The sequence below is a fragment of the Streptomyces sp. NPDC002787 genome (genome assembly GCF_053592095.1).
This window is the reverse complement of sequence record NZ_JBSFVC010000004.1, coordinates 45,816-67,332: the sequence shown is the minus strand read 5'-3', so window position 1 is coordinate 67,332 and position 21,517 is coordinate 45,816. Positions and strand designations below refer to the sequence as shown.

The 21,517-nt window shown below is 71.5% G+C and carries 25 protein-coding genes; 14 read left to right on the top strand and 11 right to left on the bottom strand.

Annotated features, from left to right (window positions below):
• Positions 1-6: 6 nt before the first annotated feature.
• On the bottom strand, positions 7-429 hold the full coding sequence (locus ACWD26_RS06365) for a VOC family protein (RefSeq protein ID WP_451266802.1): 423 nt from the start codon (positions 427-429) through the stop codon (positions 7-9).
• Positions 430-712: 283 nt separating this feature from the next.
• Here ACWD26_RS06365 and ACWD26_RS06360 point away from each other — a divergent pair, with 283 nt between their 5' ends.
• From ACWD26_RS06360 to ACWD26_RS06350, 3 genes are all read left to right on the top strand, one after another.
• A complete protein-coding gene (locus ACWD26_RS06360; protein WP_451266800.1) occupies positions 713-2,311 on the top strand; it encodes an ABC-F family ATP-binding cassette domain-containing protein in 1,599 nt (532 codons plus the stop codon).
• Between the two features lie 342 nt (positions 2,312-2,653).
• Positions 2,654-2,875 (top strand): helix-turn-helix domain-containing protein, encoded by a 222-nt coding sequence (locus ACWD26_RS06355; protein WP_006123601.1) that lies wholly within the window; start codon positions 2,654-2,656, stop codon positions 2,873-2,875.
• A gap of 117 nt (positions 2,876-2,992) precedes the next feature.
• Positions 2,993-3,784 carry an enoyl-CoA hydratase/isomerase family protein gene (locus ACWD26_RS06350; RefSeq protein WP_451266798.1) on the top strand — a complete coding sequence of 264 codons (792 nt, stop codon included), beginning with the start codon at positions 2,993-2,995 and terminating at the stop codon, positions 3,782-3,784.
• A 14-nt stretch (positions 3,785-3,798) separates the two neighbouring features.
• Here the strand turns inward: ACWD26_RS06350 and ACWD26_RS06345 are convergent, their stop codons facing one another.
• Complete coding sequence (locus ACWD26_RS06345) at positions 3,799-4,518, bottom strand: nucleopolyhedrovirus P10 family protein (protein WP_451266796.1); 720 nt, start codon at positions 4,516-4,518, stop codon at positions 3,799-3,801.
• An 84-nt stretch (positions 4,519-4,602) separates the two neighbouring features.
• On the opposite strand from ACWD26_RS06345, the gene ACWD26_RS06340 reads away from it, so the two are divergent.
• The 5 genes from ACWD26_RS06340 to amaP all read left to right on the top strand — a co-directional run bounded on the left by ACWD26_RS06340 (position 4,603) and on the right by amaP (position 7,030).
• Positions 4,603-5,091 (top strand): Asp23/Gls24 family envelope stress response protein, encoded by a 489-nt coding sequence (locus tag ACWD26_RS06340; protein WP_451266794.1) that lies wholly within the window; start codon positions 4,603-4,605, stop codon positions 5,089-5,091.
• Between the two features lie 66 nt (positions 5,092-5,157).
• Positions 5,158-5,343, top strand: a complete 186-nt coding sequence (locus ACWD26_RS06335; protein ID WP_451266792.1) for a hypothetical protein — start codon at positions 5,158-5,160, stop codon at positions 5,341-5,343.
• Positions 5,340-5,750 carry an Asp23/Gls24 family envelope stress response protein gene (locus ACWD26_RS06330; protein WP_451266790.1) on the top strand — a complete coding sequence of 137 codons (411 nt, stop codon included), beginning with the start codon at positions 5,340-5,342 and terminating at the stop codon, positions 5,748-5,750. The genes ACWD26_RS06335 and ACWD26_RS06330 overlap by 4 nt, the downstream gene beginning before the upstream one ends.
• Positions 5,747-6,445 carry a DUF6286 domain-containing protein gene (locus ACWD26_RS06325; RefSeq protein WP_451266788.1) on the top strand — a complete coding sequence of 233 codons (699 nt, stop codon included), beginning with the start codon at positions 5,747-5,749 and terminating at the stop codon, positions 6,443-6,445. The genes ACWD26_RS06330 and ACWD26_RS06325 overlap by 4 nt, the downstream gene beginning before the upstream one ends.
• Before the next feature lie 6 nt (positions 6,446-6,451).
• Entirely contained in the window at positions 6,452-7,030 is a 579-nt protein-coding gene (amaP, locus tag ACWD26_RS06320) for an alkaline shock response membrane anchor protein AmaP (protein WP_451266786.1), read from the top strand.
• An 89-nt stretch (positions 7,031-7,119) separates the two neighbouring features.
• Here the strand turns inward: amaP and ACWD26_RS06315 are convergent, their stop codons facing one another.
• The 5 genes from ACWD26_RS06315 to ACWD26_RS06295 all read right to left on the bottom strand — a co-directional run bounded on the left by ACWD26_RS06315 (position 7,120) and on the right by ACWD26_RS06295 (position 12,255).
• Positions 7,120-7,875 (bottom strand): SDR family oxidoreductase, encoded by a 756-nt coding sequence (locus tag ACWD26_RS06315; RefSeq protein WP_451266784.1) that lies wholly within the window; start codon positions 7,873-7,875, stop codon positions 7,120-7,122.
• Positions 7,876-7,880: 5 nt separating this feature from the next.
• Positions 7,881-9,683: a glycoside hydrolase family 15 protein gene (locus tag ACWD26_RS06310; protein ID WP_451266782.1), complete on the bottom strand. Its 1,803-nt coding sequence runs from the start codon at positions 9,681-9,683 to the stop codon at positions 7,881-7,883.
• 84 nt (positions 9,684-9,767) lie between these two features.
• Complete coding sequence (locus tag ACWD26_RS06305; protein ID WP_451266780.1) at positions 9,768-10,061, bottom strand: hypothetical protein; 294 nt, start codon at positions 10,059-10,061, stop codon at positions 9,768-9,770.
• A complete protein-coding gene (locus ACWD26_RS06300) occupies positions 10,058-10,702 on the bottom strand; it encodes a SigE family RNA polymerase sigma factor (protein ID WP_451266778.1) in 645 nt (214 codons plus the stop codon). The genes ACWD26_RS06305 and ACWD26_RS06300 overlap by 4 nt, the downstream gene beginning before the upstream one ends.
• Positions 10,699-12,255: a sodium:solute symporter family protein gene (locus ACWD26_RS06295; protein ID WP_451266776.1), complete on the bottom strand. Its 1,557-nt coding sequence runs from the start codon at positions 12,253-12,255 to the stop codon at positions 10,699-10,701. Before ACWD26_RS06295 ends, ACWD26_RS06300 begins: the two co-directional genes overlap by 4 nt.
• A 186-nt stretch (positions 12,256-12,441) precedes the next feature.
• On the opposite strand from ACWD26_RS06295, the gene ACWD26_RS06290 reads away from it, so the two are divergent.
• From ACWD26_RS06290 to ACWD26_RS06275, 4 genes are all read left to right on the top strand, one after another.
• Positions 12,442-12,660, top strand: coding sequence for a DUF3311 domain-containing protein (locus ACWD26_RS06290; protein ID WP_451266774.1), 219 nt, complete (start codon positions 12,442-12,444; stop codon positions 12,658-12,660).
• 60 nt (positions 12,661-12,720) lie between these two features.
• A complete protein-coding gene (locus ACWD26_RS06285; RefSeq protein ID WP_451266772.1) occupies positions 12,721-14,883 on the top strand; it encodes a carbon starvation CstA family protein in 2,163 nt (720 codons plus the stop codon).
• A complete protein-coding gene (locus ACWD26_RS06280) occupies positions 14,880-15,089 on the top strand; it encodes a YbdD/YjiX family protein (RefSeq protein WP_451266770.1) in 210 nt (69 codons plus the stop codon). The genes ACWD26_RS06285 and ACWD26_RS06280 overlap by 4 nt, the downstream gene beginning before the upstream one ends.
• A gap of 274 nt (positions 15,090-15,363) precedes the next feature.
• The gene (locus tag ACWD26_RS06275) at positions 15,364-16,317 is read left to right on the top strand and encodes a hypothetical protein (protein ID WP_451266768.1); all 954 of its coding nucleotides are present in this window, start codon (positions 15,364-15,366) and stop codon (positions 16,315-16,317) included.
• A gap of 29 nt (positions 16,318-16,346) precedes the next feature.
• On the opposite strand, the gene ACWD26_RS06270 is transcribed toward ACWD26_RS06275, so the two are convergent.
• The 3 genes from ACWD26_RS06270 to ACWD26_RS06260 form a co-directional block, all read right to left on the bottom strand.
• Positions 16,347-17,147, bottom strand: coding sequence for an SURF1 family cytochrome oxidase biogenesis protein (locus tag ACWD26_RS06270; protein WP_451266766.1), 801 nt, complete (start codon positions 17,145-17,147; stop codon positions 16,347-16,349).
• Between the two features lie 79 nt (positions 17,148-17,226).
• Complete coding sequence (locus tag ACWD26_RS06265; RefSeq protein WP_451266764.1) at positions 17,227-17,460, bottom strand: hypothetical protein; 234 nt, start codon at positions 17,458-17,460, stop codon at positions 17,227-17,229.
• 80 nt (positions 17,461-17,540) lie between these two features.
• Positions 17,541-18,539 carry a DEDDh family exonuclease gene (locus tag ACWD26_RS06260; protein ID WP_451266762.1) on the bottom strand — a complete coding sequence of 333 codons (999 nt, stop codon included), beginning with the start codon at positions 18,537-18,539 and terminating at the stop codon, positions 17,541-17,543.
• A 260-nt stretch (positions 18,540-18,799) separates the two neighbouring features.
• Between ACWD26_RS06260 and ACWD26_RS06255 the strand changes: the two genes are divergently transcribed.
• Both ACWD26_RS06255 and ACWD26_RS06250 read left to right on the top strand, forming a co-directional pair.
• On the top strand, positions 18,800-19,693 hold the full coding sequence (locus tag ACWD26_RS06255; RefSeq protein ID WP_451266760.1) for a sterol desaturase family protein: 894 nt from the start codon (positions 18,800-18,802) through the stop codon (positions 19,691-19,693).
• Positions 19,690-20,406, top strand: a complete 717-nt coding sequence (locus ACWD26_RS06250; RefSeq protein WP_451266758.1) for a lysoplasmalogenase — start codon at positions 19,690-19,692, stop codon at positions 20,404-20,406. Before ACWD26_RS06255 ends, ACWD26_RS06250 begins: the two co-directional genes overlap by 4 nt.
• Positions 20,407-20,435: 29 nt before the next feature.
• On the opposite strand, the gene ACWD26_RS06245 is transcribed toward ACWD26_RS06250, so the two are convergent.
• Positions 20,436-21,467 (bottom strand): CopD family protein, encoded by a 1,032-nt coding sequence (locus ACWD26_RS06245; protein WP_451266756.1) that lies wholly within the window; start codon positions 21,465-21,467, stop codon positions 20,436-20,438.
• Between the last annotated feature and the right edge of the window lie 50 nt (positions 21,468-21,517).

Sequence of the window (21,517 nt, the reverse complement as noted above, 5' to 3'; positions counted from 1 at the left end):
AGGGCGTCAGGTGCCTATCTCGGGCGCGTACGTGCCGAAGCTCCACACATTGCCCTCGGCGTCCCGGGCCATGTAGTCCCGTGACCCGTAGTCCTGGTCCGTCGGGGGCATCAGGATCTCCACGCCGTGCTCCACGGCCCGCCGGTGGTGGGCGTCCACGTCGTCCACGACGATGTACACCCCGGTGGGCCCGGCGCCCTTCATCGCGCCGTCGAAGACACTGCCGCTGCCCTTGGAGCCGATCATCACCGCGCCGTTGCCCTGCGTCAGCTCGGCGTGCTGGACCACCCCGTCCTCGCCCTCGTACACCGAGAGCTCGGTGAAGCCCAGCGCCTCCGTGAGCTGCCTGATGGCGGCCTTGGCGTCCGCGTACAGCAGCGTCGGATAGACGCTCGGACGTCCGTCGCTCCTGCCTGCCATACCGATCACGACCTCTCCGTCGTCCGGAGTCGTCCCGCACACGACCCGCTGGTCGTCCGGAACACGACCCGCTGCTCAGTTTTGCACCCACCACCGACAACGCCCTGCCGAGCGAACGGGCCGGCCCGGGCGGGCCGGTGACCGAGACCACGTGATCCCTTGTCATACGGGCGGAAAACCGCTTGCTGCCCCCAGTTAGAATCGGCTCATGGCCATTCTCCTCGCGCATTAGACGGCGGGAACGTCCTCAGCCGCCCGCCCGCCATCCCCACATCCGCCCTGGAGTCTGTCCGTGATCTCCGCCTCCGGTATCGAGCTGCGCGCCGGTGCCCGCGTCCTCATCGAGTCCGCCACCTTCCGTGTCGCCAAGGGCGACCGCATCGGTCTGGTCGGCCGCAACGGCGCCGGCAAGACCACCCTCACCAAGTGCCTGGCCGGTGAGGGCATCCCGGCCGGCGGCACCATCACCCGCTCCGGCGAGGTCGGCTACCTCCCGCAGGACCCCCGCACCGGCGACCTCGACGTGCTCGCCCGCGACCGCATCCTCTCCGCGCGCGGCCTCGACGTACTGATCCGCAAGATGCGCGACAACGAGCAGCGCATCGCCAACGGCTCGGGCGCCACCCGCGAGAAGGCCCTGCGGCAGTACGAGCGCCAGGAGACGGAGTTCCTCACCAAGGGCGGGTACGCCGCCGAGGCCGAGGCCGCCACCATCGCCGCCGCGCTCAACCTGCCCGACCGCGTCCTCGGCCAGCCGCTGCACACCCTCTCCGGTGGTCAACGCCGCCGTATCGAGCTGGCCCGGATCCTCTTCTCCGACGCGGACACCCTCCTCCTCGACGAGCCGACGAACCACCTCGACGCCGACTCGATCATCTGGCTGCGGGACTACCTCAAGACCTACCGCGGCGGCTTCATCGTGATCTCCCACGACGTCGACCTCGTCGAGACGGTCGTCAACAAGGTGTTCTACCTGGACGCCAACCGCGCCCAGATCGACGTGTACAACATGGGCTGGAAGCTCTACCAGCAGCAGCGCGAGGCCGACGAGAAGCGCCGCAAGCGCGAGCGGCAGAACGCCGAGAAGAAGGCCGCCGCGCTGCATTCGCAGGCCGACAAGATGCGCGCCAAGGCCACCAAGACCGTCGCCGCGCAGAACATGGCCAAGCGCGCCGACCGGCTGCTCGCCGGCCTGGAGGCCGTCCGCGTCTCCGACAAGGTCGCCAAGCTGCGCTTCCCCGAGCCCGCGCCCTGCGGCAAGACCCCGCTCACCGCCGAGGGCCTGTCGAAGTCGTACGGCTCGCTGGAGATCTTCACCGACGTCGACCTGGCCATCGACAAGGGCTCGCGCGTCGTCATCCTCGGCCTCAACGGCGCCGGCAAGACGACCCTGCTCCGCCTCCTCGGCGGCGTCGAGAAGCCCGACACCGGCGAGGTCATCGAGGGCCACGGCCTGAAGCTCGGGTACTACGCCCAGGAGCACGAGACCCTCGACCCGGACCGCACGGTCCTGGAGAACATGCGCTCGGCCGCACCCGACATGGACCTCGTGGAGGTCCGCAAGGTGCTCGGCTCGTTCCTGTTCTCCGGCGACGACGTCGACAAGCCGGCCGGTGTCCTCTCCGGCGGCGAGAAGACGCGTCTCGCCCTCGCGACCCTGGTGGTGTCGTCCGCGAACGTCCTCCTGCTCGACGAGCCGACGAACAACCTCGACCCCGCCAGCCGCGAGGAGATCCTCGGGGCGCTGCGCACCTACAAGGGCGCCGTCGTCCTCGTCACCCACGACGAGGGCGCCGTCGAGGCGCTGCAGCCGGAGCGGATCATCCTGCTGCCGGACGGCGTCGAGGACCTGTGGGGCGCGGACTACGCGGACCTCGTCGCGCTCGCCTGACGGGCCGCCTCACGCTTGATCAACTGCCTATGGATCATTCGGCCCATCCGTGATCCATCATCTGTGTGAGATCTCCTCGTACCGAGGTGTGTCCTACACCGATTTCACGGCCGAGCCCTTCTCCACGCGGGGCTCGGCCGTCGCGCCTCTCTGACCTGCTGCTTCGTGAATCCACTCGTTCGGCCGTACGGACACCCCTGGGCGGAATCACAGATTCCGCTCGTGGGGATGCGCTCCTGTCGTCAAAACCTTGTCTCACGGACCTTGCCGAATGGGTGGCCATCACGCCCCGGAGGGGTGATCATGAGGAGACCAGAGCGCACTTCCCATGAGGAGGACCGGGTGGCCGAGACTCTGAAGAAGGGCAGCCGGGTTACCGGCGCCGCGCGCGACAAGCTCGCGGCAGACCTGAAGAAGAAGTACGACTCCGGTGCGAGCATTCGGGCGCTGGCCGAGGAAACCGGCCGCTCGTATGGCTTCGTACACCGGATGCTCAGCGAGTCGGGCGTCACGCTCCGAGGGCGTGGCGGTGCGACTCGGGGCAAGAAGGCCGCATCGGCCTGACGCCGGGCGGCCCATCGGCTTCGATGGTGGCCACCCGGTCGATCGGTTGACCGACCGGGTGGTTACTGTGCAGTCACTTAGCTCTGCTCTGCTGACCGCACTCATCGGAGGCGCCCCATGGCTTCGCTGGAACCGCTGCTCGACCAGGACGGCGTACGGCTCACCGTCGACGACGCGATCGCCACGGTGACGCTGACCAATCCGGCCAAGCGCAACGCGCAGAGCCCCGCTCTGTGGCGCGCGCTCACCGAGGCCGGGCGGTTGGTGCCGGGCTCCGTCCGAGTGGTCGTGCTGCGTGCCGAGGGCAAGTCGTTCTCCGCCGGGCTCAACCGGCAGATGTTCACGCCCGAAGGCATCGAAGGGGAGCCGTCGTTCATCGAGCTCGCGCGTCGTGACGACGCCGGGCTCGATTCGACCATCGCCGAGTACCAGGACGCGTTCACCTGGTGGCGGCGCAGCGACATCGTGTCCATCGCCGCCGTGCAGGGACACGCCGTCGGCGCGGGCTTCCAGCTCGCCCTCGCCTGTGATCTGCGCGTCGTCGCCGACGACGTGCAGTTCGCCATGCTCGAAACCAGCCTGGGGCTCGTCCCCGACCTCACGGGGACCCATCCGCTGGTGAGCCTCGTCGGGTACGGCCGTGCGCTGGAGATCTGCCTCACCGGGCGCTTCGTCCAGGCGGACGAAGCGCAGCGGATCGGCCTCGCGAACCTCGCCGTACCCGTCGATCAACTCGACGACGCCGTACGGGATCTGGCGGGGGCGCTGGTGGCCGCGCCGCGGGACGCGCTGATCGAGACGAAGGCGTTGCTGCGCGGGGCGCAGGACCGTTCGTACGAGGAGCAGAGGGCGGCGGAGAGGGCGGCTCAGGCCCGGCGGTTGCGGGACCTCGCGGGGGTGGGGGAGTAGTCACCGAGGCCGCCTCACAGCGCTACGGCTGTGATGAGCACCGCCACCGACGGGTGGTCCGGTAGCACCTCGCTCACCGCTGCCCGTACCTCACGTGCCACGTCCAGGGCCCGCCTTTCCCCGGCCACCGCCACTTCCACGCGGATGTGGCGTCGGGGGAGGGCGGGCCCTGTGTCGACGTGGACGGCGCGGCTCAGGCCGCCGAGGGCGCCGGTCAGATGGGTGACGCCGGGGACCGACAGCGCTGCCGCGGCCGCGCGGGACTCCTCGTCGTCGCCGTCGCGCGGGGGCGGTTCGGCCGCCGGAGGGGCAGGGGCCGGCGGTGCGACCTCCTCCTCGTCCTCCAGCAGGGCGGTCACCCGGAGGTCCACCTCTGTCACCGTCAGCCCGAGCTGTTCCGTGGCGGCGGTCGAGAGGGCCGCACGGAGATGGGCGGCTGTCACCGGGAAGGGCTCGGCGCCCGACGCCGCGAAGTCGGCGGTGATGCGGAGCGGTCCGGGTGGCAGAGCGCTCGGGGGAGCGGGCACGGCCGGGTCGTACGACTTCTCCGGGGCGGCGAGCGAGATACGGAGGGGGCCGAGGGCGGCCCCGCGCAGGGAGGCGGTCGTGCGGCGCAGTACCGCTTCGGCCGCGCTCTCAGTGATCCACGCGCCGTCGTGCGGGCCGCCCAGGGGGGGCACGCGGCCGAGTCCGAGCTGTTCTCGTACCGCTTTCGCCCATCCGTCCGCCGTCATTCCTCCAGCCTGCCCCATCCCTGGCGCGCGGTGGAGCTACCGCGCTTACTGTGGGCAAAGGAGGACAACCGGAAGGACTACGGCATGACTGACATGACGGAGCGAAACCGGACGGAGGGCCTCGACACCACCAAGGAGTCGTCACAGGTCGAGGGGCGCAAGGCCACCCGGCGCGGCGGCGGTGACCCGGCCACCCGCGGGCGGACGACCATCGCCGACGGCGTCGTGGAGAAGATCGCCGGACTCGCCGCGCGCGAGGTGGTGGGCGTCCATGCCATGGGCAGCGGGCTGTCACGGACCTTCGGGGCCGTGCGGGACCGGGTCCCCGGCGGGTCGAGAGCGGTGACCCGAGGTGTGAAGGTCGAGGTCGGCGAGGTGCAGACCGCGCTGGACCTGGAGATCGTCGTCGACTACGGGGTGTCCATCAGCGAAGTGGCCCGTGATGTGCGCGAGAACGTCATCGCGGCCGTGGAGCGGATGACAGGCCTGGAGGTCGTCGAGGTCAACATCGCGGTCAGCGATGTGAAGCTGCCGGACGAGGAGGACGAGGAGCCGGAGTCCCGGCTGCAGTGAGCGCGGACCCGGCTTTGCTGAACAACGCACAACGACAGGAGAGTCCGAGCCCCTAGGAGCACAGCAATGAGCTTGGCCGTGATCGGCATGATCGCCGGAATGGCGCTGGGCTTCGCCGGTTACTTCGGCGGATTCGGGGCCTTCCTGCTGGTGGCCGCTCTGGGTGCCGTCGGCTGCGTCGTCGGCCGGTTCCTGGAGGGCGACCTGGAGCTGGGCGACTTCTTCCGCCCGCGTGACGAACGCCGCCGATGAACCCCGTGGACAGCGGCCGTCCCACGGAGACGAAGGCCGTCGCGCCCGGTGAACGCGGGGCGATCCGGATCGCCGACCGGGTGGTCGCGAAGATCGCCTCGCAGGCGGCGCGCGAGGCGTTGGGAGCACCTGCGCCCAGGTCCACGCCCCCGCACGCCACCGTCGTGGTGCGCCCCCACTCTCGGCTTCGCACGAGCGGGGGGACCCCCGTCGAGACCGCGCGCGTCCGCGTCAGTCTCGAGCTCCCCTACCCCTCGGACATCGGTGGCCAGTGCGCTGCGGTGCGTCGTCATGTCACGGAGCGGGTAGGGACGTTGGCGGGAATGCACGTATCGGAGGTGGCCGTCCAAGTGGAACGGCTGCACCTGGCGCACGCACACGACGCGGCCCAGGGGAGGACGCGATGAGCGAACCCCAGCGCGAAGGCACCACTCAACGACTGCCCGTCATCGAGAAGGCCGAAGAGAGAGCCGACGAGACGGCCGTCGGCCGCGATCCGGACCAGTCGGCGTCGGCCGCCGCCTACGACCCACTGCCCGTGCTCGACGGCGAGAACGGGCCGGAGCGACGGTTCTGGTCCGCGCGCCGAGTCCCCGCGGGCATCCTCGCGGTGCTGCTCCTGGCCGGCGCGGGCCTCTTCCTGTACGACGTCGCCGCCGTCCGCGCCGACCGGCCCGCCATGGAGTGGCGCCGATGGCTGGCCCGGCAACTCGCCGAGCGGCCCCTCGACGACGCCTGGGTACTCGTCGGCGCCGGCGTGGTCGTGGCCCTCGGCCTCTGTCTGCTCGTGCTGGCCGCGACCCCCGGGCTGCGTGACGTCCTGCCGATGCGGCGCGTCCACCCCCGCGTGCGTGCCGGACTGCACCGGGGCGCCGCCGCGCTGGCGCTGCGCGACCGGGCCATGGAGGTCTCCGGCGTGCAGTCCGTACGGGTCCGGGCGGGACGGAAGAGGATCGACGTCCGCGCGGTGTCCCACTTCCGTGAACTCGACGAGGTACGGGCCGACCTGGACGTCACGCTCGCCGACGGCATCCGGGGACTGGGCCTGTCCCGGCCGCCCGCCCTGTCCGTCCATGTACGCCGGCCCGGCCGGAAGGGGTGAGACGCGATGCTCAGGATCGTCAACCGGGTGCTGCTCGGATTCGTCGGACTCGTCCTGGTCGCGGCCGGCGCCGCCGTCCTCGCCGTCGGGCTCGGAGCGGACCCGCCCTCCTGGTGGCCGCACGACGGCCGAAGCGACGTGCTGCTCAGCGACGCCGCACGGACCCGCTGGCGTGACGCCGGCTGGTGGTGGCCCACGGTCATCGCGGTGCTCGCCGTCCTCGTCCTGCTCGCCCTGTGGTGGCTGACCGCGGTCCTGCGCCGCCACCGGCTCGCCGAGGTGCTCGTCGACACCGGCGACGGCGAGGGCGCACTGCTCCGGGGGCGCGCCCTGGAGGGCGTACTGACCACCGAGGCGGCCCAGTCGGACGGCGTCGAACGCGCCCACGCCCACCTCACCGGCCGACGCGGCGCCCCCGAAGCCAGGGTGCGGCTGACACTCCAGCCGCACGTGAACCCCGGCGACGCCCTGCACACCCTGACCACGGAGGCCCTCACCCATGCCCAGAGCTCGGCGGGCCTGGCGGCACTACCGGCCGAGGTCAGACTGCAGGGGGCCAAACACCGTGCGGAAAGGGTGAGTTGAGCGCGCCCTCCAGAGTGCGCGGGGCCGTGCCGACATGCGGCTCCGTGGGCGCGACCGGTCCCACGGCCCCGCACCCGGCACGCCGACCGTCAGAACCCGTGCCGCATTCCGCCGTCCACCGGCAGCATCACACCCGTCAGATAGGACGCCGCCGGAGACAACAGGAACGCCCCCGTACGCCCGAACTCCTCCGGGCGCCCGTACCGGCGCAGCGGAATCCGCGACTCGTGCGCCGCCCGGGTCGCCTCCGGATCCGCCGACATCCCGTCCAGCTCACGCACCCGATCCGTGTCGATACGAGCCGGCAGCAGACCGACCACCCGAATCCCCCGCGGCCCCAACTCGTCGGACAGCGACTTGGCGAACCCGGCCAGCCCCGGCCGCAGCCCGTTCGAAATGGTCAGCCCCGGAATCGGCTCGTGCACGGACCCCGACAGCACGAACCCGATGACACCACCCTCACCGAGCTCTTCCGCCGAGGCCCGCGCCAGGCGAACCGCCCCCAGGAACACCGACTCGAACGCGGCGGTCCACTGCTCGTCCGTGTTGTCCGCGACGAAGCCCGGCGCGGGCCCGCCCACGCTGATGAGGATGCCGTCGAACCGCCCGAAGTGCTCACGGGCGGCGGTGATCAGCCGCCCGGCGGCCTCGGGGTCGGCGTTGTCGGCGGCGACCCCGGCCGCGTTCGCCCCGAGCGCGGCCTCGGCGGCGGCCACCCTCTCCTCCTCGCGGCCCGTGACGACCACCTTCGCGCCGTCGGCGACGAGTTCCCGTGCGACCGCGTTGCCCAGTCCGCGGGTCGCCCCGGTGACGATGTAGACACGGTCCTTCAGCCCAAGATCCATGGCCCCTATCCTGCCTCGTCCCCGTCGAAGAGGGCGAGGGCGGTGCCCACGAGACCGACGTGGCTGAACGCCTGCGGAAAGTTCCCGAGCTGCCGGTCCGCCACGGGGTCGTACTCCTCCGCGAGCAGCCCCACGTCGTTGACCAGCCCGACCAGCCGTTCGAACAGCTCCCGCGCCTGATCCGTACGGCCGATCAGATGCAGCGCGTCCGCCAGCCAGAACGAGCAGACGAGGAACGTGCCCTCACCGCCCGGCAGCCCGTCGACGGAGGTGGTCGCGGCGGTGAGGTGGTCGGCGCTGTAGCGGCGGACGAACCCCTCGTGGCTCAGCTCCTCGCGGATCGCGTCGACCGTCCCGACGACCCGGGGGTCGTCCGGCGGCAGGAAGCCCATGCGGGGGATGAGCAGCAGCGCGGCGTCGAGTTCGCGGGAGCCGTACGACTGCGTGAAGGTGCCCCGGTCGGCGTCGAAGCCCCGTTCGCAGACCTCGCGGTGGATCTCGTCGCGCAGGGCGCGCCAGCCGTCGAGGTCGCCGCCGGTCAGTTCCGGATTCTCCTCCAGCGTGCGGACGGCCCGGTCGGCGGCCACCCAGACCATCACCTTGGAGTGCGTGAAGTGCCGGCGCGGCCCGCGTATCTCCCACAGCCCCTCGTCCGGCTTCCGCCAGGCCGACCGCAGGTACTCCATCAGCGCGCACTGCATCCGCCACATGTCCGGTTTGTCGGGCAGGCCCGACCGCCGGGACACGAACACCGAGTCGATGACCTCGCCGTACACGTCCAGCTGCAACTGCCGTACGGCGTCGTTGCCGACGCGGACCGGGCGCGAGTCCTCGTAGCCGGACAGCCAGGGCAGCTCGTACTCGGGGATGCGCCGCTCGCCCGCCAGGCCGTACATGATCTGCAGGTCGGCGGGATCACCCGCGGCGGCGCGCAGCAGCCAGTCACGCCAGGCCTCCGCCTCCTCAAGGTAGCCGCAGGACAGCAGGGCGCCGAGGGTGAGGGTGGAGTCGCGGAGCCAGCAGTGGCGGTAGTCCCAGTTGCGGACGCCGCCGAGCTCCTCGGGGAGGGAGGTGGTGGCGGCCGCGACGATGCCGCCGGTCGGGGCGTAGGTGAGCGCCTTGAGGGTGATCAGGGAGCGGACCACGGCGTCCCGGTGCGGGCCGTCGTACCGGCAGCGCGCCGCCCAGGCCCGCCAGTCGTCGAGGCTCGACCGCAGCGCCTCGTACGGGTCGACGAGACGGGGGCGTGGTTCGTGCGAGGGGTGCCACGTCATCACGAACGCGACCCGCTCGCCCGGCTCCACCGTGAACTCCGCGTAGGTCGCCAGGTCCTCGCTCCACGACCGCACCCGGGGTTCGCTGCGCAGCCAGACCGCGTCCGGGCCCGCGACCGCCACGCGATGGCCGTCCGTCCTGCGCATCCACGGCACGACCGAGCCGTAGTCGAAGCGGAGGCGGATCGTGCTGCGCATGGTGACGCGGCCGCTGAGGCCCTCGACGACGCGTACGACATCGGGGGCGCGGTCGCGTTGGGGCATCAGGTCGGTCACCCGCACCGCGCCCTCGTCCGTCTCCCACTCGGTGTCCAGCACGAGCGAGTCCCGCCGGTAGGCCCGTCGCGTGCAGACGTCGGCCCCTCTCGGCGCCATCCGCCAGTGCCCGTTCTCCTCGTCGCCGAGCAGCGCGGCGAAGCACGCGGCCGAGTCGAACCGGGGCAGGCAGAGCCAGTCGATGGAACCGTGGCGACTCACCAGCGCGGCCGTCTGGTGATCACCGATCAGCGCGTAGTCCTCGATACGGGGGTGCACGGGGGGTCGGGTTCCCGGAGCGGGGGGTGATCAGTCCGGGGTTTCCGGCTTCACCCCTGACATCCCTGATCGCATCCCCTCACCTCAGCCCGGTCCCGTCCCCGCCGTCGTGCCTCCCACCCCCGAGAAGATCACCCCGGACCCGGACGGGGCCTGGTTGAGCACCCACAGCCCCATCAGCGTGGCGAGGGCGAAGACGAGCAGGACGAGGACGGCCAGGACCAGCCGGCGCCGGCGTTCGCGGCGGAGCCAGTCCCCGCGTGCCGTCCGGTAGGCGTCGGGGGCGGCGTGGACGCCGCCGGCCAGCGCGGCGAGGGCCTCGGCCAGCTCCCGCTCGGTACGGTCCTGCCCCGTGTCGTTGCCGGTGGTGTCGTTCATCGCCGGGCCTCCATCGCCTGGGTCAGGGCGGCGAGGCCGCGTGCGGTGTGGGTCTTGACCGAGCCGCAGGAGATGCCCATCGCGGCCGCGATCTCGCTCTCCTTCAGTCCGAGCCAGTGGCGCAGCACGAGTGCCTCCCGCTGCCGGGCGGGCAGTTGCTGGAGCGCGCCGATCAGCACCCGTTGGTCGTCGTGGAGCAGGGCCGTGCTCTCGGCGGACGCGACCGGTTCGTCCGGCGGTGTCTCCACATGCTTGCGGACGACCTGGAGGTGCCGTATCCGCATCCGGGTCAGGTTGCAGACGGTGGAACGCAGATACGCCTCCGCCGCCTCGGCGTCCCTCAGGCGCCGCCATTTGCGGTAGATCTGGTAGTACGCCTCGGCCACCACGTTCTCGGGGTCGTCGGCGCCCAGCAGCACGGCGAGCCGCAGCATCGAGGAGTAGTGCAGCTCGAACAGCCGGGCGACTCCGGCCTCGCGCTCCACATCGGCGGGATCGCCGAGGGCACCCGGCGGCAGCGCGGGGTTCGGCACCAGCGGCTCGGCGGCGGCCGGAGCCGGCACCTGGCCCAGCGGCTCGGCGGCGGCCGGAGCCGAAGCCGTCTGCTGGACGGGCACACGCATGTGCTGTCTGCGTCTCACAGGTTGCTCGCTCCCGTCTCGGGGCGCCGCCTGACGGTCAGGCGGGACGGTAGGTCGGTCGCGTCGGCGCCGCGCGGGACGCCGAGCCGTTCGAGGACCGTGGTGCCGAGCACGGCCACGGTCAGGTTCAGCAGGAGGGCGAGCAGGCCGGCGTAGATCTCCAGCGAGCCGCCGCCCAGGAGCACGATGGACGAGAACCCCTCGCGCACCACCAGGAAGGTGCCGGTCGCCATGCCGACGGCCCACCCGGCGAGCAGCGCCCGTGGATGCAGCCGCCCGGTGAACAGGCCGACGGCCACCGCCGGGAAGATCTGCAGGATCCACACCCCGCCGAGGAGCTGGAGGTTGATGGCGTCCTGGTCACGCAGCCCGAACACGAACGCCACCGCCCCCACCTTCGCGGTCAGCGACACCACCTTGGCGATCCGCACCTGCCGCTTCGGCGTGGCCGTCGGCTGGAAGTACTCGACGTACACGTTGCGGACGAAGCCGGTGGCGGCCGCGATCGACATCACCGCCGCCGGGACCAGCGCGCCCACGGTGATCGCGCCGAAGACCAGTCCGGCCAGCGGCCCCGGCATCAGCCGGTCCACCAGCATCGGCACGGCCGCCTCGGCACCGCCCCCGGGCGCCCGCACCCCGGACGCGAGCGCCGCGACCCCGAGGAATCCGAAGAGGGCGAGCAGGCCCGTCCAGGCGGGCAGCGCCACGGCCACCTTGCGGACCGTACGCGTCCCGTCGGCGGCGAACCCGGCGGTCAGCACGTGCGGGTACATCAGCAGGGCCAGCGCCGAGCCGAGCGCCAGGGTGGCGTAGGCGGGCTGCTGCTCGGGGGCCAGGAGGAGGGCGGATCCCTCGACGCCGGTTCCGCTCAGCCGGGCGGCGGCCCCGTCGAAGACCGCACCCGGGCCGCCGAACCGCTTGAGGACCAGCCAGCACACGGCGGTCAGCGACACGAAGACGGCCACCGCCTTCAGCGCCGAGATCACGGCGGGCGCCCGCAGCCCGTGCCGGTACGTCGCCACGGCGAGCCCCGCGAACAGCGCGACCATCACCAGATCACCGGCCGCGCCCTTCGGGTACACGCCCCCGGCCGTCAGCACCGCCCTTATGCCGAGCAGCTGCAGCGCCAGATACGGCATCGTCGCGAGGATCCCGGTCAGCGCCACCACCAGGGCGAGCGGCGCCGAACCGTAGCGCCCGCGCACGAAGTCCCCGGCCGTCACGTACCCGTGGCGCCGGGCCACTTCCCACAGCCGGGTCAGCAGCACGAAGGCGAGCGGGCAGACGATCACCGTGTACGGCACCGCGAAGAACGCGGGCGCCCCGTTGCCGTACGCCAGTCCCGGCACGGCGGTGAAGGTGTACGCGGTGAAGATCGTGCCGCCGAGCAGCAGCCAGGTCCACACCGGGCCGAGGGCGCGGTCGGCCAGTGCCCAGCCCTCCAGGGAGGGCAGCCGGTCGACGGGGCGCAGCCGGCGCGCGGTGACGGCGAGCAGCGACGCTCCGCCGATCACGGCGAGAAACGTCGCGGTCATGGCAGCGTCCGCCATGGGTCACCGTCCTTGGTGTGCCAAAGCCCTCGGGTGTGCCCGGGCCCTCGCCTGTTGGTTGCGGGGATGGCCGATTCGGAGGACAGGGAACCGGCGGGAAATCTTCTGGAAATTCGCTGTCAACCGATTCCGGCGGGTGGGCAACTCTTGCACAGACCCACAGGAAGCGGGAGAGGAGAGCAGGTCATGCCACGTACCGGGCATCACCGGCTACGGCGCGTCGCGATCGCCGTACTGCTCCTCGCGCCCGCCGCCGGCCTGCTGTGGGTCCCCTGGTACGCCGGTGCCGAGCCACGGCTCGCGGGCACGCCGTTCTTCTACTGGTACCAGCTCGCCTGGGTGCCGGGGTGCGGCCTGTGTCTGCTCGCCGCGTACGCGCTGACGGACCGACATCGAAACCGCTGAGCCGCACGTTCCCTCTGCCTGCCCTTTTTCGCCCTACACCCGTTGAGGTCTGGAGCCGCCATGCCTACATCAGCCATGCCCGAATCCGGTCGCGAGGCGCCGGAGAAGTCCCGTACGTCCAGAAACATGTCGCCGAAATCGATCGCGCTCTGGATCGCCGTCGCCCTCGTCGGGGCGATCGGCTGGGCCGTGCTCGCCCTGTCCCGGGGAGAGGAGATCTCGGCCGTCTGGCTGCTCATGGCGGCCCTCGGCTCGTACGCGATCGGCTACCGCTTCTACTCGCGGTTCATCGCCCGCCGGGTCCTCCAGGTCGACGACACCCGCGCCACCCCGGCCGAACGGCTGGAGGACGGCGTCGACTACCACCCCACGGACAAGCGGGTCCTGTTCGGCCACCACTTCGCGGCGATCGCCGGTGCCGGCCCGCTGGTCGGCCCCGTGCTGGCCGCACAGATGGGTTATCTGCCGGGCACGATCTGGATCATCGCGGGCGTGATCTTCGCCGGTGCGGTGCAGGACATGATCGTCCTGTTCCTCTCCATGCGCCGGGACGGCAAGAGCCTCGGCCAGATGGCCCGGGACGAGATCGGCAAGGTGGGCGGCGCCGCCGCGCTCATCGGCGTCTTCGCCATCATGATCATCCTGCTCGCGGTGCTGGCGATGGTCGTCGTCAACGCGCTCGCCGAGTCCGCGTGGGGCACCTTCTCGGTCTCCATGACCATCCCGATCGCCCTCTTCATGGGCTTCTACCTGCGCTATCTGCGCCCCGGCCGGGTTGTCGAGACCAGCTTCATCGGTGTCGCCCTGCTGCTGCTCGCCATCCTCGGCGGCGGCTGGATCCAGGACTCCTCGCTCGCCGAGTACTTCGTCTGGAGCCCCGAGACCCTGGTCTTCTGCCTGGTCGGCTACGGCTTCGTCGCCTCCGTGCTCCCGGTGTGGATGCTGCTGGCCCCGCGCGACTACCTCTCCACCTTCATGAAGGTCGGCACGATCGCCCTGATGGCCGTGGGCGTCGTGGTCGCCGCCCCGAACCTCCGCGCCGAGTCCGTCACCGAGTTCGCCCACACGGGCGCCGGCCCGGTCTTCGCCGGCTCGCTCTTCCCCTTCCTCTTCATCACCATCGCCTGCGGCGCCCTCTCCGGTTTCCACGCCCTGGTCTCCTCGGGCACGACCCCGAAGCTGATCCAGAAGGAGTCCCAGGTCCGGCTGATCGGCTACGGCTCCATGCTCACGGAGTCCTTCGTCGCCGTCATGGCCCTGATCGCCGCCTGCGTCCTCGAACCGGGCCTCTTCTACGCCATGAACTCCCCGGCCGCGCTGCTCGGCCCGACCGTCGACACCGCCGCCGAGGCGGTCAGGAACCTCGGCTTCACCATCACGCCCGAGCAGCTCACCGCGGCGGCCAAGGCCGTCGAGGAGGAGACTCTGGTCGGCCGCTCCGGCGGCGCGCCCACGCTCGCCGTCGGTATGTCGGAGATCTTCGCCGGGGTCTTCGGCGGCGCCGGGATGAAGGCCTTCTGGTACCACTTCGCGATCATGTTCGAGGCGCTGTTCATCCTGACCACCGTGGACGCCGGCACCCGCGTGGGCCGCTTCATGCTCCAGGACATGCTGGGCAACGTCTGGAAGCCGATCGGCCGGGTCACCTGGAAGCCGGGCATCTGGATCACCAGCGCCCTGGTCGTCGGCGCCTGGGGCTACTTCCTCTACGCCGGTGTCACGGACCCGCTGGGCGGAATCAAGCAGCTGTTCCCCCTCTTCGGCATCGCGAACCAGCTCCTCGCCGCCGTCGCCCTCGCCGTCACCACCACCGTGCTCATCAAGTCCGGCAAGCTGCGCTGGGCCTGGGTCACCGGCATCCCGCTCGCCTGGGACGTGGCCGTCACCTTCACCGCCGGCTGGCAGAAGATCTTCTCGGACAACCCGGCGATCGGTTTCTTCGCCCTGCGGGACAAGTACGCGGCGGCCATCGACAAGGGCGAGCTGCTGCCGGGCGCCACGAACATGGACGACATGCACACGATCGTGCTCAACAACACGGTCGACGGCGTGATCATGGCCGTCTTCCTGCTGCTGGTCCTCACGGTCCTGATCAACTGCGCCGTGGTCTGCGTCCGCGCCGTACGCTCCCCGGCCCCGCTGCCGACGACCGAGGCGCCATACGTCGAGTCCCGCATCGACGCGGAGGACTCCGAGAAGCAGCTGGTGGGAGCCCGGCAGTGACCGGCCGGACCGCTGCCGGAAGGGCCCGTCACTGGGGCCGGGCAGTGCGCTGGTACCTCCGGGAACTCATGGGAGAGACCGAGTACGACCGCTACTGCGAGTACCGCCGAAGCCGTCAGCCCGGAGCACCGGTACCGACCCGAAGGCAGTACGACGCCCTGCGCACCCAGCACAGGGAACAACACCCGGAGGGCCGCTGCTGCTGACCCCCACCGGGCCGGGCACGCGCACAGCCACTGCCACTGACTGACGCCGCGCCCGGCCCGGGGGAGCCCGTTCGGCTGTCCCAGCTGCCGGCAGTCGTGCCGCTGGGGCGATGGGGGCACCTCCCGCTCGAGCGAAGCCGGGGGAGGGCGGGCGCAGCGGCACCCGGCCAGCGCCGGGAAGCGAAACCCACCCCCGCCCAGACCCAGCCCCCGGGCGCCTTGGTGACCCCAGGGCGCCCACCCCCTCCCGCCCCCGACCCGATCCGGCCCAGAGATGCTGAGACGCCGCCCCTCCCTGCTGATCCGCCCCGAACTCGACGACGACCCCCTGCACACCACCCTCGCCGAACTCCGCCCCACCCAGCAGCTCCACGGCCTGGGCGCCGGCCGCACCCGCCCCCCATGGGAACCGGTGGCCGACCTCCTACGAGCCACCGGCCGCGACTGGGACCGCCGCGCACACCGCATCGCCGTACTGGCCCAACGCCTCCCCACCGCGATCCCCCAGCGGTGGGCCGCAGACCGCCCGGCAGACGGCGACGCCCTCACCCTGCTGGCCTTCACCGAGTCGGACCGCGCACAGGCCACCGACCACACCGCCGTCCGCCGCGCCGAACACTCCTGCCACCGCGCCGCCGAGACCTGCCCCGAGGACCCCACACCCTGGCTGGCGCTGCTGTCCCTGATGCACACCTGCGCGGTACCGGTGAAGGACGCCGTGCCCGTGTGGACCGAGGCCGCCAACCGCGCGCCTTGGCTCCGCACGACCTACCACCGCCTGCTGCGCTATCTGTCGCCGCGCGGCCACGGGACGGTCCCCGACATGATGGACTTCGCCTGGCAGGCCGCCGCACGCGCACCGCACGGATCACCGCTCGCCCTGCTCCCGGTGGCGGCCCGCGTCGAACTCATGGCCCACCGACACGGCAAGACACCCTTCGAGACCCTCGGCTCGGGCGGCAACTGGAACGAGCCCCGAGCCGTCCATGAGATCGACCTGGCCCTCAGGGGCTGGTTCGACGCCGGCACCGCGCCCCACGCCGAAGCCGTCACCGACCTCAACGTCCTCGCCTTCGCCCTGACCCGCGCCCACCGCCCGGCCGAGGCCGCCCCCGTCTTCCAGCGCCTCGGCCGCCACATGACACGCCACCCGTGGGACCTGCTGCCCGATCCGGAACGCACGTTCACGTACTGGCGGGAGAGAGCGACGGGCCGCGCCGGGACCTGAGGCCGACTACGCCGGAGTGCTGCCGCCGCCTACGCCGGCGCGGGTGCCGACTCCTTCTCCTCCTCCGCGGCGGCGGTCGCCGCCGCCACGCGATCGCGGCGCTCACGGCGGACCAGGATGACGTAGCCGACGGGAACACCGAGGGCGAAGAGCCACCACTGGAGGGCGTAGGCGTAGTTCAGCGCGGCGTTCTCGTCGCCGGGGCTGCCGAGCTGCTGCGGGGTGTCGCCCTTCGGCTCGGGCGCCGTCTGCGCGAGATAGCCGCCGAGCACCTGGACACCCAGCCGCTCGGCCTCCCGCTCGCTGTTGATCAGCATGATCTGCCGGTCGGGCAGGCCCTTGAGATCCTTGATGCCGCTCGCCTCGGTCGTCTCGTCGGGCATCAGCCGCCCGGTGACGGTGACCTCGCCGCCGGGTGGCGCGGGGATCTCGGGGAACGCGGTCTGGCTCGGGCCGTCCGCCGGGATCCAGCCGCGGTTGACGAGCAGGACCTTGCCGTCGTCGAGCACGAGCGGGGTCAGCACATGGAAGCCGACCTCGTCGTCCGCGTTGGTGCGGCGGCGGACGACGACCTCGTCGTCGGTGTCGAAGCGGCCCTGCGCGGTGACCGTGCGGTAGCGCTCGGCGCTGGTGACGGTGTGGCCGGGGGAGGTCAGCCGTTCCACGGGCACCGGCTTCGCGGACAGCGCGTCGGCGACGAGCTGGTTCCGGGCGCTGCGCTCCTCGTAACGATGCATCTGCCAGATGCCCAGCCTGACCATCGTCGGGATCAGGACGAGCGAGAGCAGCGTGAGGATCACCCACTGCCGGGACAACAGGAAGCGGTACACCCCACGACCGTACAACTCGGTCGTGGGGTGTGTTCGGGCGGGTGCGCGCTCGGGCCTCCTGGAGCCCTGGTGGAGACGTTCAGACCTTGTCGACGATCCCCGCCTTCCCCTCGGCCCGCGCGCAGTGGGCGCCGCAGTACCAGTGGCCCTCGACCTCGACGCCCTGGCCGATGATCTGCACCCGGCAGTGCTCGCAGATGGGGGCCATGCGGTGGATCGCACAGGCGAAGCAGTCGAAGACGTGCACCGCGCCCTGGGCGTGGACCTCGAAGGTCATTCCATAGTCATTTCCGCAAACTTCGCATCTCGCCATGCGCCACAGGGTGAGCCGTGACCGCCGCGCGGGCGAGTGGGCGGCGGGCGAGTCGCACGGCAATCACCCGTCCGTACGGGTCACTCGTCGGCGGGCTCGACATCGCGGAGGAGCTGCCCGAACGCCGCCTCGTCGACGACCGGCGTTCCGTACTGCCGGGCCTTGACGACCTTCGACGTGTGGGAGTCCGGGTCATTGGTGACGAGCAGGCTGGTCACCCGGGACAGGCTCGTCGCGACATGCAGCCCGGCCTCGATCGCGCGGTCCTCCAGCAGGTCGCGCTCGACCGACGTGTCCCCGGAGAAGGCGACACGCATGCCCTGCTTGAGCGGTTTGCCGTCCTCGTAACGCCCCGGGTTGGGGTAGGGGCACGCGGGCCGCTTCCGGGAAGGCCGCCAACTGGTGGTCCGATAGCCGCCGTAGCCGCCGCCGTGGTCCGCCTGCCGGCCGATCCGGGGCGCGGCGGCGCTGTCCCGCCACTCGGTCAGCGGCCGGCACTCGTGCAGGGGCAGCCGTACGCCACTCGCGGCAGCGGCGTGCAGGCTCGGCCGGAACGCCTCCGCCAGCACCCGCGCGTCGTCCAGCGCGTGGTGGGCCCGCTGCTGGACGACCCCGAAGTGCGCCGCCAGCGACTCCAGTTTGTGGTTCGGCAGCGGCAGCCCCAGCTCCTTCGACAGCGCGATGGTGCACAGTCGCTGACGCACCGGCGCCTCGGTCTCCGCGCGCGCGTACTCCCGGGCGATCATCGACCAGTCGAACACCGCGTTGTGTGCGACGAGGACGCGGTCGGCGAGCCGGGACGAGAACTCCTCCGCGATCTCCCGGAAGAGCGGCGCCCCTTCGAGCACGTCACTGGTCAGCCCGTGGATCCACACCGGCCCGGGGTCCCGCTCCGGATTCACCAACGTGTACCAGTGGTCCTCGACCTCACCCCGCGCGTCCAGTCTGTACACAGCCGCCGAGATTATCCGGTCGTCCCGGGCCAGCCCGGTCGTCTCCACGTCGACGACCGCGTATCCCTGCGGATACGCGACCGGCCAAGGCGCTTGCGACGCTGCGGTCGTGTGGTCTTCGAGCATGGTCCATGAGGATACGGGCCACGACTGACAGCTCGTTACCCGTCGGTGCGGCGGTGTCCGCGAAGGAACGGAGGCCGTCGCGGCCACGCGGGGCCGCCCCCAACTCGCCCGTGCGCTCGCATTGTGGGCTGACCGCCGGCCATTCCCCTTCGCTGCCCACCGGATTGGTGAAGGGCGCCAAGAAGCAAGCGCGTACCACCGGAAATACTTGTCAGTAACAACGTCTAGCCCCCGCCGACCAGCGGTTCTACCGTGCCCCCATGCCGAACCTGCCCGATGTCGTGCTGTGGTCGATACCCGCCTTCGTGCTGCTCACCGTGATCGAGGTGATCAGTGTCCGGATCCATCCGGACGACGATGCCGCGGGGTACGAGGTGAAGGACGCCGCGACGAGCGTCGGCATGGGGCTCGGGAGCCTCGTCCTCGACTTCCTCTGGAAGATCCCGATCGTCGCGGTCTACACGGCGATCCACGAGGTGACACCCCTGCGCGTGCCCGTCCTTTGGTGGACGATCCCGCTGATGCTGCTCGCGCAGGACTTCTTCTACTACTGGTCGCACCGCGGACACCATGTGGTCCGCGTCCTGTGGGCCTGTCACGTGGTCCATCACTCCAGCCGCAAGTTCAACCTGACGACCGCCCTGCGCCAGCCCTGGACGACCTGGACCGTGTGGCCCTTCTACGTCCCGCTCATCGCCCTCGGCGTGCACCCGGCCGCGCTCGCGTTCTGCTCCTCCGTCAACCTCGTGTACCAGTTCTGGATCCACACCGAGCGGATCGGGAAGCTGCCCCGGGCGTTCGAGTTCCTCTTCAATACGCCCTCGCACCACCGGGTGCACCACGCCTCCCAGGGCGGCTACCTGGACCGTAACTTCGGCGGCATCCTCATCGTCTGGGACCGGCTCTTCGGGTCGTTCGTCGAGGAGACCGAGCGGCCGGTCTACGGGCTGACGAAGAACATCGACACGTACAACCCCCTCCGGGTCGCCACCCATGAGTACATCTCCCTCGCCAAGGACCTGAGGGCGGCGGAGAGTTGGAGTGAGCGGGCGGGGCGGGTCTTCATGGGGCCCGGTTGGAAGCCGGTGAAGCCGTCCGAGGGGCCCGAGGTGACCGACGAACACCCGGCCCAGGCGACGGAGACCGTCGCGTGAGACCGGACAGGGGATTGGTCCTCCTTGTGGTCTTCGGCCTCGCCGTCGCCGTCGACCTCGGCTCCCTCGCCCTCGGTTTCACCCCCGGGCACGTCCTCGCCAAGCCCCTGCTGATGCCGTCGCTCGCGGCGTACGCGTACACGCGCGGCGGGCCCCGGCCGCTGGTCGCCGCACTGCTGTTCGGTTGGGTCGGCGACGTCCTGCTCCTCTCCGACACCGAACCGGCCTTCCTCACCGGAATGGGCTGCTTCGCGGCCGGGCACGTCTGCTACCTCGTGGTCTTCAGCAGGCTCCAGCAGACCGGACGGCAGCCCGGTACGCGTGCCGCACGCGCGCGTGCGGCACGGATTCCCGTCGCCTGCGGCGTCGCGTACGGCTCTGCCCTGGTCGTCGCCGTCGCCGGCCTGTGGCCGGGCCTTCCGGCGGACCTACGGCTCCCCGTCGCCTGCTACAGCGCCCTGTTGACCGCGATGGCGTGGGCGGCCGCCCGGCTGGGTCTCGTCGCGGGGGTCGGAGGCGCCCTCTTCCTGGTGTCGGACATGCTCATCGCGACCGGTGTCGCCGAGTGGCCGCAGCCACCGAGACCCGACCTGTGGATCATGCTCACCTACCTGGCCGCCCAGTACCTGCTGGTCCAGGGGGTCCTGCGGAACCCCGGTGCACGATCCCCCGCCACACCGGCGTACGGCGAGGTGCCCACGAGCACGGCCTGACCAGGCCCCATACCGTGTCACAGGGACACTCACCAGCGGATCGGCACCGGCAGCGCCGTGAGCAGCGCCGACACCGCGACGACCACGCCCAGCACGGCCACCTCCGCGCGTGCGGGAGCGCAGGCGCGCAGCGGATCGGTCGCGCGGCGCAGCCGCAGCCGGGCCCAGAGGGCGAGCGCGGCGACTGCGATCACGAGGAGCACCTTGGCGAGCAGGACGCGTCCGTACGCCGTCTCCGTCAGCTGGTCGAGGACCGTGCCCGGCGGCATCCGGCGCAGGGTGCTCCCCACCCCGGTGGCGGTGACGGCGGCGAGCAGAACGGCGGCCACGCGCGCGTAGAGGCCCAACAACGCCGGGCCCGCCTCCGTCGTCCGCCACGCGCGCGTGCGCAGGGTCCGCAGAACGTACAGCAGTCCGCCCGCCCACAGCGCCGCGCACGTCAGATGCACCAGGGTCAGGCCGGTGCCGATCAGCGGGCTGTACTCCGTGGTGGGGTGGGCGCGCAGCGCCTCCGCGACGACGATCGCGGCCAGGGGCAGCGCCTGCGCGGCCGGCCGGCGGGACAGCGCGAGCAGACCGGCCGCCGCGAACGCGTTGATCTCCAGGAGGGCGAGTCTGCCGTCCCGGGTCTCGTAGAGGCCGCCCACGTCCATGTCGGCGGGGGAGTCCGGCACCAGATTGCCGGTCGCCACGACGGAGGCCAGCCCCAACGCGGCCACGAAACCGGCCCCCGCCGCCCACGGCGCCCACCTGTCCGGCGCCTCCCGGGGCGCGCCCGGTACCCGCCGGACCAGCCACGCCACGAACAACTCGCCCGCCGGCACACACAACGCGGCCAGCAGCACCGTCCGCAGCAGCCCGATCCCGCCGGCCCCGGGCGCCCCGGCCTCACCCGTGCCGTCCAGCGCGACACGCGGCCCGAGCAGGGGTGTCAGCGCACCCACGACGACCAGGACGAGCACGCCGACAGCTCGGCCGATCCCCTCCCCGGGCCTCCCGGATCGTCCCTCGGGCTCGTCCGCCGCCCCCGTCGCCTCCGCCGTCCGTCTCGTCAGGCTCACCCCGAAAAGTTCACCAGTCGCACCAGAACTGGGCAAGTGCCGGAAAACAA